Source organism: Agrobacterium sp. Azo12, assembly GCF_029193765.2.
GTDB lineage: Bacteria > Pseudomonadota > Alphaproteobacteria > Rhizobiales > Rhizobiaceae > Agrobacterium.
This window is the reverse complement of the sequence record NZ_JARFYO020000001.1, coordinates 2,673,839-2,685,242: the sequence shown is the minus strand read 5'-3', so window position 1 is coordinate 2,685,242 and position 11,404 is coordinate 2,673,839. Positions and strand designations below refer to the sequence as shown.

The following is an 11,404-nucleotide window of genomic DNA, read 5'->3' as shown; positions in this document are numbered from 1 at the left end:
CCCAATGTAGTGATTCGGGGCTGAAAGGCCAGAAGCATGTTCTGCTTTTATTCCCGTTTCAGCCGTCAAAGCACCTGTATCGGTGCATTTTGAGGGTCAGCTTTTCTGATCGGCGTCAAAAACCGTGTCGACTGGAACTTGCAGCGCGGTTGCCAGCTGGTTGGTTTTGGCCGCAAGCGAGATCACCCTGACAAGATCGGCATGTTGTTCATCCGTCATACCCTTCGACTTGGCGGCAGCGGTGTGGGAATGGGCACAATAGGAGCAGCCATTGGTGACGGACACGGCAATATAAAGCAGCTCCTTGGTCAAGGGATCAAGCGCTGAAGGCGTTGCCATGACAGCCTTTACCTCGCCCCATGTCTTTTCCAACAGGTCGGCATCAAAGGCGAGGTAAAGCCACATATTGTTGATGAAGTCGGACTTTCGCGTCGCACGGATATCGTCGAACACCGCCTTCACACGCGGATTGGTTTCCGGATCTTGTGTTTTGGAGACGGTGCTCATCGATGTTTCCTCCGTGTTCGGTCAGCAGGTTGCCGAATTATGCGAGTGTGAAAACGCGGGCGGGCCCACCGGTACCACCCCGGTGTTTCGGTGCGCCGACGACAAGTGTTGCGCCCTTGACTGGAACCTTGTCCAGATTTGCAATGCCTTCCAGACCCCAGCGGTTTTCCGGAAGCCAGGCGTAATGGGTGGCAAAATCCGGCGATTTGCCGAAGTCGAGCGACAGCGTGTCGACGGCGATGCCTGCGGCCTTGCTTTCTTCCAGCAGGTATTTGGCCGCCTCTACGTGGAAGCCGGGGAAGTGCATCTTGCCTTCGCCATCGGCATTGCGAAACTTGTCCGTGCCCAGATGCTGCTGCCAGCCGGACAACATGGCGACGCAGGCATTTTCCGGCAGGTCGCCATTTTTGGAAATCCACGCCTTGATGTCATCGGGCGTGACTTCCGCATCTGGATTGGATGCTGCCTTTTCACGGATGTCGATAACAGCGAGCGGCACCACCAGATTGCCAACCGGAATTTCGGCAACCGATGTGCCGTTTTCGGAGAAGTGAAGGGGTGCGTCGACATGGGTGCCGGTGTGTTCGTTGACCCGCAGCTCAAACAGATTGAACTTGTGTTCGGCGTAATTGAATTTCTGGTCCTTGAAAAACTGCTGCTCGCCGAAGAAAGTCGGGAAATCCTCATGCAGTTCATGGGTCATGTCGGTCACGCTGCTGGCGGCTTGCGCCATGGCGACCGGTGCGCTGCCGAATGTGGCGGCTGCGGCGGTTACCGTTCCCGCTGCTGCGGCCTTGAACAGGCTGCGCCTAGACAGCATACGGTCTTTAATATCGTTTATTACGCAGGCATTGCACATGTTGTACGTCTCCCGTGCAGGTTTTGAAATGAATGCGGAAATCAAAAAAGGCATGTTTTACAACAGTCACAATAGTGAACATGACACTATTGTAAATTGAACTTATTTGATGGGTTCAATTCAAAAAATGACGCAAATTACAATTACGTAACAAACGGTTTTGTGCATTGCGTTGTTCAAATCCAGCAAAGATACTGGAGCAAATCACAGAGGGGTGTGTGCAGCGTTATCATGCTGGCCCCCGAAGCATATCATTCGGAGAATTGCATGAAGGCTTGGAAGCAGGTTGGTGTCAGTCTGGCTGTCGTGGGCGCAGGTGTCTGTCTGTGGGCACTCAATACGTCTGACGGGCGCAATATCCTGGCCAAGGCCGGGATTTTGTCGGCCGAAAAGCCAGCTGCGGAAACGGCAGCCAGTGCGACGGGCAATGGTGGTTCACAAGGCCAAGGCGGTGCGCAAGGTCAGGGCGGTGGAAACGGCCAGGGTCGTCAGGGCGGCAATGCAACGCTGGTATCCATCGCACCGGTCAAGACCGGCACCATCAATGACCGCATGAATGCCATTGGTAATGGTGAGGCCATCCAGTCGGTTGTGGTCACACCACAGGCATCCGGGCTTATTTCCGAAATTCTCGTGGCATCCGGCCAGAAGGTCAAAAAGGGCGACGTGCTGGCACGGCTTGATGATGATGAGCAAATCATCGAGCGCGAAAAGGCGCAGGTTTCTCTCAAAAGTGCGGTTGAAAAATCCACCTCCTACAGCAATCTGAAATCCGTTTCCCGTCTGGATGTGCTGGATGCGCAGATTGCCGAGGAAGCCGCCAAGCTGGCGCTCAGCACTGCCGAACTCAATTTCAAACGCCGTAATATCGTAGCGCCGATTGAAGGTATCGCCGGTATCGTCGCTATCAATATTGGTGACAACGCCACGACGCAAACCAGCATTGTCGGCCTTGATGACCGTTCGAAAATTCTGGTGAATTTCTGGGCGCCAGAACGGTTCGCCACCGCGATAAAATTGGGCATGCCTGTGGAGGCAACTTCGATCTCCCGTCCGGGTGAGGTTTTCAAAGGTGAAGTTGAAGCCATTGATAACCGCGTGGATGAAGCTAGCAGAACCATTCGGGTTCGCGCCGTCTTCAACAATGCCAATGACGATCTGAGAGCAGGCATGTCCTTCTCGGTGACCATGCGCTTCTCTGGTGAAAACTATCCATCCGTCGATCCGTTGGCTGTGCAGTGGGATGCGGAAGGCTCTTATGTCTGGCGTGTGGTGGATAACAAATCCAGCAAGGTTCGCGTCCAGATCGTCCAACGCAACCCGGATTCCGTTCTGGTGAAGGCGGAACTTAGCGAAGGCGATCCGCTTGTTACAGAAGGATTGCAGCGCGTTCGCGAGGGCGGAGCAGTGCGTACAAATAATCAGCCGAGAGCACCGGAGGTAGCAAGTCAGTGAGCGGATCAATGACCACCCAGACGCCTCCAGGCGGCCAGGATTCCAAACTCGCCTTCACCGCGCTTTTCGTTCGGCGCCCCATTCTTGCAGCCGTTATCAATACACTTCTGGTCGTTGCCGGTCTGGCGGCACTGGTGGGGGTTGATGTGCGCGAATTGCCTGACGTGGACCGCCCGGTTATCACTGTGCGCACCACTTACGACGGTGCGTCGCCGCAGACCATCGATCAGGAAGTGACACAGACCATTGAAGGTGCCGTGGCTCGTGTCAGCGGTGTGAAGACTATTTCTTCCCAGTCGCAGTTCGGCAGCAGCCGTGTGACGCTTGAATTCGGCGACAAGGTTGATCTCGCCGTTGCTTCCAATGATGTGCGCGATGCCATCGGCCGCGTCACCAACCAGATGCCTGACGATGCGGACGAACCGCAGATCATCAAGGCGGATTCCGACAGCCAGCCAATCATGCGACTGGCGGTCACTTCGTCGACGCTTGGCATGGAAGATCTGACCAAGCTGGTGAATGACGAGATCATTGACCGTCTGGCCGCCGTTGAAGGTGTGGCCGACGTGGAACTGTCGGGTGATCAGGATAAGGTTTTCCGTATTGATCTCGATCAGGCGGCCCTTGCCAGCCGTGGTCTGACGGTGACCGATGTCTCGACAGCCCTTGGAACGGCTGCACTTGATGTGCCTGCCGGGTCGCTTAAAAGCGCCACGCAGGATATTGTCGTGCGTGCTACTGCAAACCTCACGACACCAGCCGAATTTGAAAACCTGATGGTCAAGGACAAGGTGCGGCTGCGCGATGTTGCCAGCGTCATGCTGGGTGCGGACGATGAAAGCACATCGCTGCGTTCCAACGGTGTTCAAGGCGTTGGTCTTGGTATCGTGCGTCAGGCACAGTCCAACACGCTGAATATTTCCACCGGTGTCAAAGCCGCCGTAGATGCAATGTCGGCCAACTTGCCCGAGGGCACACGTATCGTCATCACCAGTGATGACGCGGTATTCATTGAAGGCGCGCTGCACGAAGTGCAACTGGCGCTTGGCCTCTCCGCTCTTATCGTTGTGGTGGTGCTTTACCTGTTCCTTCGGGACTGGCGGGCAACGCTTATTCCGGCCATCACCATGCCGGTTGCCTTGATCGGAACGATTGTCGCGATCTACATGATCGGTTTTTCGATCAACATTCTCACACTGCTTGCCATCGTTCTGGCGACCGGTCTTGTGGTGGATGATGCGATCGTGGTGCTTGAAAACATCGTGCGTCGTCGCGCCGAAGGCATGGGGCCACGTGCCGCTGCCGTTCTTGGCACGCAGGAAGTTTTCTTTGCGGTTATCGCCACAACAGCAACGCTTGCCGCGGTGTTCATTCCACTGTCCTTCCTGCCCGGCCAGCTTGGTGGCCTGTTCCGCGAGTTTGGTTTCGTGCTGGCCTTTGCTGTTGGCCTATCCTCCATAGTGGCCTTGACACTGTGCCCGATGCTTGCTTCGCGCATGTTGAAACAGGGCGAGCAGGTTCAAACGGGGCCGCTGGCGTGGTTTGGGAAGGTTTTTGCTTCCACCTATAAAAGGACGCTGTCTTCCTGCCTCAACAATCCACTGATTGTCGTTATCGTGGCTGTCGCTTTTGCGGGTGCCTCGTGGGTTGCGTTCGGCTTGGTTCAGAGCGAGTTGACGCCGCGCGAAGACCGCTCGTCGCTTTTCATGCGCGTAACCGCACCACAGGGTGCCGGCCTTGAATATACCCGTGACCAATTGCAGCGTGTGGAGGAGGGGCTGAAGCCGCTGCGCGACAGCGGCGAGATCCGCAACATCTATTCGATCACCGGCATGAATGGTTCGTCCAACACCGGCTTTATCGTGATGACCCTTGCACCTTGGTCAGAACGTGAACGCACGCAAAACCAGATTGCGCAGGATGTGAATGCTGTTGCACAGAAGGTACCGGGTTTGCGCGCCACCGCCCAACAGCCCAACAGTCTGCGTATTCGCGGTGCAGGCAATGGTCTCAGCATGGCGATGGTTGGCAGCAACTATCAGTCCCTGACACAGGCGACACAAAAGCTGCTGTTGGCCATGGATGAAACCGGCATGTTCGACACGCCGCGTTTCGACAATGAACCAAACCAGGCGCAGCTTTCCGTGTCGATCGACCGTGAACGCGCATCCGATCTTGGCATCGACATCACCGGTCTGGCGCGTGCCATGCAGTCGCTGCTGGAAGGTCGCTCAATCGTGGATGTGTTCGTGGATGGCGACGCCATTCCCGTGCGTCTGTTGTCTTCGACCCGACCGATCAATGACCCGACGGACCTTGAAAACATCTTCCTCAAGGCCAAGGACGGCCGGATGGTGCCGATGTCGGTTATTGCGACTTTGAAGGAGACAGCCGTCGCACCGCAGCTTAACCGTGAACAGCAGTTGCCTTCGGTCGGTTTTACGGCCAGCTTGAAGGAGGGTGTGGCGCTGGGTGATGCCGTCGCCAAGGTCAATGAATTGGCGCAATCGATCATGCCGCAGGGTGCACGCCTGTTGCCAATGGGTGAGGCCGCAACGCTCCAGGAAAACTCCAGTGGCATGTTGCTGACCTTCGGTTTTGCCATTGCCATTATTTTCCTGGTGTTGGCCGCACAGTTTGAAAGTGTGCTGAGTTCCGTCATCATCATGTCGACAGTGCCACTTGGTCTTGCCTGCGCCGTGATTGCGCTGCTGGTGACCGGCTCCAGCCTCAATGTTTACAGTCAGATCGGACTTGTGTTGCTGGTTGGTGTCATGGCGAAAAACGGCATTCTGATTGTGGAGTTTGCCAACCACCTGCGTGACCAGGGCGCAACGGTGCGGGAGGCGATTGAAAAGGCCTGCACCATTCGTCTGCGTCCGGTCATGATGACCATGATTGCCACCATTCTCGGCGGTGTTCCGCTGGTTATGGCGCAGGGCGCTGGCGCGGAAGCCCGTATTGCACTCGGCTGGGTTATCGTGGGTGGCCTTGGTTTTGCAACGCTAGTGACACTCTACATAACGCCGGTGTCCTATGTGTTGCTGGCCCGCTTTGCCAAGCCGCAGGCCGATGAGGAAATCCGTCTGCACCGTGAATTGGAAACAGCCATTCGTCGCCGGGCGTTGGAAGAGGACAAGCAACTTCTTGCGGCGGAGTAACCTGCGGTAAACAAAGTGCTGGCGGGAATGCCAGTGCTGGACAAACATTGTATCGTGTCTCATACCAAGCCGGGCTCGCGTGATAACGTTGAGTCCGGCTTGTGCATTTTGGAGCACTTCGCGTCGTTGCTGATGCTTTAAGGAGATTGTTCCAGCCTATTGAAATAAGCATCGGACCTTTTGAAAATCGGTTGCGATTTTTCTGAAAACCGATGCCGCCGTGGAGATCGCCGATGGCTTTGAAGGATGTAATTTCGGGAACCAGAAACGAGGCGGGCATTGCCAATGTCTTGAAAGTTCTTGCGCAGCAGCTTGGTGACAAGCTCCAGACCGGCCAGTCCTTCCGCGAACAGCACGCCCACACCACGACATACCTGACCACGCAGCTGCCTGACGGCGTGGTGTTTGTTGAAAATGCCGATGATGTAAAGACTGTTGTCAAAGCATGCGCGGAGCATAAGGTGCCGGTCATTCCTTTCGGAACCGGTTCGTCGCTGGAAGGGCAGGTCAATGCGCCATCCGGTGGCATCTCGATTGATTTTACCCGCATGAACCGCATCATCAAGGTCAATGCTGAAGATCTCGACGTGACCGTTGAACCGGGTGTGACGCGCGAGCAGCTCAATACATATCTGCGTGACACTGGCCTGTTTTTCCCGATTGATCCCGGTGCCAGTGCCTCGATTGGCGGCATGGCCTCAACCCGTGCCTCTGGTACCAATGCCGTTCGCTACGGTACCATGAAGGACAATGTGTTGTCGGTAACGGCCGTGACAGCGAATGGTGAGGAAATCCGCACCGCAAGACGGGCGCGCAAATCCTCTGCCGGTTACGATTTGACCCGGCTGTTTGTGGGGGCAGAAGGCACGCTTGGCGTTTTGACCTCCGTGACCCTGAGATTGCAGGGTATTCCCGAAAAGATTTCCGGTGGCGTCTGCTCCTTCGATAGCATCAAGGCTGCCTGTGACGCCGTGATCATGACCATCCAGATGGGCATTCCGGTGGCGCGTATCGAGCTTCTGGACGAGGTGCAGATCCGCGCCTGCAATGCCTATTCCGGCCTCTCCTACGAAGAAAAGCCGACACTGTTTCTGGAGTTTCACGGCACGGAAGAAACAACCGCATTGCAGTCTCAGCAATTTGCCGAGATTGCCGCAGAGTTCGGCAGTGCCGATTTCAAGTGGACCGGCGACGCGCAGGAACGTGCCAAGCTGTGGAAGGCTCGCCATGACGCCTATTGGGCTTGCCGGGCGCTGGCACCGCAGCTCGATGCCTTGTCCACCGATGTCTGCGTGCCGATTTCGCGTCTTGCCGATTGCGTGGTGGAAACACAAAAGGACATTGCTGAAAACGGCTTCCTTGCACCGATCGTCGGTCATGCCGGAGACGGCAATTTCCACGTGCTGGTGTTGTTTGACGGCAAGGATGCTGACAGCATAACCAAGACAGAGGCGTTTGTTGCACGACTGAATCGCCGGGCGCTGTCGATGGATGGCACCTGCACGGGTGAACACGGCATAGGGCAGGGCAAACTCAGCTTCCTGCAGGAAGAATTGGGAGATGCAGTGGATTTGATGCGCGCCATCAAGTCGTCACTTGATCCCGATAACATATTTAACCCGGGTAAGTTGTTCCGGATGAGTTAAGTTCAACAAACCAATCAAAACGGGCAATCAAAGGGACAATCAAAAACGTGTCTTGCCCTTGGTTCAAAAAGAACTAACTTCCTTTCTGTTTTTATGGAGATATCGGGCAGTGCTCGGACGCATTCTTGTTTTTCTGGGCGGACTGCTCGTAGTGGCGCTGTTTGCGGCGCTGCTTGTTCCGTATTTTATCGACTGGACCAGTTTCCGCAGGGACTTCGAGGATCAGGCAAGCCGTATTCTGGGCAAGAAGGTTGTGGTGTACGGTGCTGTGGAAGCGCGTCTTCTGCCGTTCCCTTCCGTTACGCTGCATGATGTGCGCGCTGGTATGGACGCGGATGGATCTCCGCTCATTCAGGTCGCGCGTTTTTCCATGGATGCTGAACTCGCGCCGTTCATGTCTGGCGAAGCGCGTATCTTTGATATGCGCATTGAAGAGCCGAAGGCAAAAATCCGTCTGTTAAAGGATGGTACGCTCGACTGGATGCGCGGCAGCCGCGCCGATATTCCGGCCAAAACCGTTGTGCTGGAAAAGGTCAGCATCGAAGGTGGCCAGATTGAATTTATCGATGAACAGTCCGGACGCAATCGCACGGTTACCGGCCTGACGGCGGATATGTCCGCCCGCTCGCTGGCTGGTCCCTGGCGCGTGGAGGGACGAGGTGCCATTGATGGACATGCTGGCACATTTTCCCTGTCGAGCGGTGAGCCCGACGCCAAACTCGCGCGTATCGGTTTGCGCCTACGCCTGCTGCCGGATGAGCATCCCGTTGCGGTTGATCTCGATGGTGGTCTTGCGGTTACCGATGGTAAGCCTGTTTATAGCGGTAATTTTACCTTCCAGATCCGTCAGGACGAGAAGGATAAAAAACAGCCGCAGCAGGCGTCAATTTTTTCTGCGCCCCGCACGCAGGGCAAGTTTGAGCTGACCAACGAAAGTGTGCGTGTTCCCGAATACCGCATGGAATTGGGGGATGCCGGAAATCCTTACATTATCACCGGCGAAGCCACGCTTGATACCGGAACTCAGCCAGAATTTCTGCTGACGGCCGATGGCCAGCAAATAGATGTCAACAGCTTCGCCGTGCCGGTACAGACGGGCAAGACGGCGCGTGTCCCGGTCGTCTCGGTTCGCCAGCGCATTGAAGCTTTTGCGGCCCTGATTGCCCGCATTCCAGTGCCGCAGGTACCGGGCAAGGCCACCATTCGCCTGCCGGCACTTGTTGCCGATGACACGACCATTCGCGATATCAAGCTGGATGTGCGCCCGGCCGGTGCCGGGTGGCAAATTGTCAATGCGGTTGCCCTCATGCCCGGGCGCACGCAGCTTGAGGCAAGCGGTGCGCTTACGCTAACCGGTGGCCCGGCCTTTAATGGTGATCTGCTGGTTGCCTCCAACCAGCCGTCGGGCCTGGCCAATTGGCTATCTGGTACGGTTGATCCGGCGATCAGACAGCTGAACTCTGCGGGCTTTTCCGCATCCGTATCGCTGACCACGCAGTTGCAGCGACTGGAAAATCTTGAGCTGGTGATTGGCAATGCCTCGTTGAAGGGCCGTCTGGAACGGGAATCGGCCGAAGGTCAGGCGCCAAGTCTGTCGATTGATCTGGCAGGTAACGAGATTGATCTTGATGCGCTGAAAGCCATTGGCGGCCTTGTCATGGGCGAGCAGGGCGACAGCTCCATTTCCCAGCACCGGATGGCTGCCAGGTTCAAGGCTGACCGCTTCAACGTATCCGGCGTGACCGCCAATGAGGTGGAAACCGCCTTTAGCGTCGATAATGGCGTGCTGAATGTTGAAAAACTGACCGCTGGTGATGTGGCCGGCGCACAACTTGACGCCAATGCACGGCTGGAAGGCTCACTGCTGAATTACGCAGGGAAAGGAACCGTCAGCCTGCGGGCTGCGGATCCGCAGCCATTCCTTGCGATGCTGCAAAAGCATCTGCCCGGCCATCCTATCTTGCAAAGGATGCTCGATAGCGCCAGCTGGTACGTCAATTCCGATCTCAAAGCCGATCTTTCCATCGGTTCCGAAAATGAGGGCATGAGCGTCGCATTATCCGGCACGGTCAATGGCAGCCGGATTTCGGCAGTGGGCAAGGTACCTGATGTTCTGGCGATTACCGATGATACGGCATTTTCGCTGGAATCGGTGTTAAAGAACCAGTCGACCGCCATTCTGTTCGGGCAGGTCGGTTTCGATCCGCTGCCGTTTGATGCGGATGGCGAAGGCCTGGTGTCGCTCAAGATCAATGGCACGCTTGGCAATGCCGCCAATACGGACATTCGTTTCTCGACAGAAAAAACCCATGCAACCATGGTTGGTGCTTTCAACCTTGGTACTGAAAAATTCGGGCAGGGCGCCGGTGACTTTTCACTGGAGAGCGCGGATATCGAACCTTATCTCATCATGAATGGTGTTTCATTGCCGCAGATTGGCAGCGGCATGGCCACGAAAATGAAGTCCAGAGTTGAGGTTCTGCCAGATGCCATCAAGGTGTCCGGCATCAACGGGCAGACGGCCGGCAATCCGGTTTCCGGTAATTTGACGATGCAACTGGCATCGCCGCACAAGATCGAAGGCGATCTGTCGCTTGGTACGGTTGATCTGGCCTGGCTTGGTGACACCACCTATGGCCCTGTGTTTGACAGCACCCATGGTGGCTTGAATGCCGAGGCTGTTTCCCTGCCAGCTTTCCCGGGCCTCGAGGCATCGGTAATGCTGAAGGCGGGCAATCTGCAGACCGGTATTCTGGAATCCGTGTCGGGATTTTCGACCCGCCTGAACCAGAGCAATGGTCGCCTGTCGCTAGAAGAAATAAACGGCGACTGGATGGGCGGCAAGGTCGCCGGTTCGCTGGTTATGGCAACGGGTGAAAAAGCCGGCATATTCCGTTCGAATATCAAAGTGACCGGCGTCGATCCGCAGGCGCATATGTGGCAGTTTGCCGGTGCACCGGTCGCGACCGGGCGTTTCGATGCCAGCTTCAATGCGGAGGCAACCGGTGCCAGTGTGCATGACATGCTGGTTTCTGCCGGTGGTTCGGGCGACATCCGCGCCAATGGCCTGACGATACGTGGTATCAATGTCGCGGCGTTTGCCCCGCTGCTGGCTGAGGCCGACAAGATTGAAGGCGAGATCGATGCCTCCAAAACCAAGCCGCTGGTCGATGCGCTGATCTATAATGGTGAAGTCAAGGCGGACAGCCTTGTAATGCCGTTCACGATCAACAATGGCATCCTGCGTCTGCAGAATGTCGGCCTGCCGGCTGGCGAAGCCAATCTGACCGGTACGCTGAACCTCGATCTGCGTGAGCAGACAGTGGATGGCAATGTCACGGTTGCTTTCAATCCGGGACAGGAAGTACAGGCGGGCGGCGAGCCATCTGTCGGTCTTGTCTATTCCGGCCCGGTTGCTACGCCTTCGGTCAGCACGGATGTGGCGGCAATGAGCGGTTACCTTTCGCTGCGGGCCTTTGAAAAAGAACGCCGCCGGGTGGAAACCTTGCAGGCCAATATTCTGGAAAAACAGCGCCTGCGCCGCGAGGCAGCCCTTTACGTGACACGCGCCGCCGAGCGACAAGCTGCGCGTGAAAAGGCGGAAGCTGAAGAAAAAGCACGTCTTGCAGAACAAGCGAGAAAAAAAGCTGAGCAGGAAAAGGCGCAGCAGTTGCAGTTCGATATGCAAAACACCATGCCGGTTTCACCGGAAGAGGGTGTAATCCGTCAGGAGCTCGCACCGCCACCTGCAACCGCAACACCTTGAGCCACACAGA

Annotated in this window: 6 protein-coding genes; 4 read left to right on the top strand and 2 right to left on the bottom strand. The window is 56.2% G+C overall.

Going from position 1 to position 11,404, the window contains the following annotated elements:
- Positions 1-96 precede the first annotated feature (96 nt).
- Together PYL13_RS12885 and PYL13_RS12880 are read right to left on the bottom strand one after the other, a co-directional pair.
- Positions 97-507: a carboxymuconolactone decarboxylase family protein gene (locus PYL13_RS12885; protein WP_275641601.1), complete on the bottom strand. Its 411-nt coding sequence runs from the start codon at positions 505-507 to the stop codon at positions 97-99.
- A 37-nt stretch (positions 508-544) separates the two neighbouring features.
- Positions 545-1,366, bottom strand: coding sequence for a cyclase family protein (locus PYL13_RS12880; protein WP_250981848.1), 822 nt, complete (start codon positions 1,364-1,366; stop codon positions 545-547).
- A gap of 267 nt (positions 1,367-1,633) precedes the next feature.
- On the opposite strand from PYL13_RS12880, the gene PYL13_RS12875 reads away from it, so the two are divergent.
- The 4 genes from PYL13_RS12875 (at position 1,634) to PYL13_RS12860 (ending at position 11,394) form a co-directional block, all read left to right on the top strand.
- A complete protein-coding gene (locus tag PYL13_RS12875) occupies positions 1,634-2,821 on the top strand; it encodes an efflux RND transporter periplasmic adaptor subunit (protein WP_275641600.1) in 1,188 nt (395 codons plus the stop codon).
- A gap of 8 nt (positions 2,822-2,829) precedes the next feature.
- Complete coding sequence (locus tag PYL13_RS12870; RefSeq protein ID WP_259144365.1) at positions 2,830-5,982, top strand: efflux RND transporter permease subunit; 3,153 nt, start codon at positions 2,830-2,832, stop codon at positions 5,980-5,982.
- A gap of 233 nt (positions 5,983-6,215) precedes the next feature.
- Positions 6,216-7,628, top strand: coding sequence for an FAD-binding oxidoreductase (locus tag PYL13_RS12865; RefSeq protein ID WP_275641599.1), 1,413 nt, complete (start codon positions 6,216-6,218; stop codon positions 7,626-7,628).
- 109 nt (positions 7,629-7,737) lie between these two features.
- Positions 7,738-11,394 (top strand): AsmA family protein, encoded by a 3,657-nt coding sequence (locus tag PYL13_RS12860; protein WP_275641598.1) that lies wholly within the window; start codon positions 7,738-7,740, stop codon positions 11,392-11,394.
- The last annotated feature ends 10 nt before the right edge of the window (positions 11,395-11,404 follow it).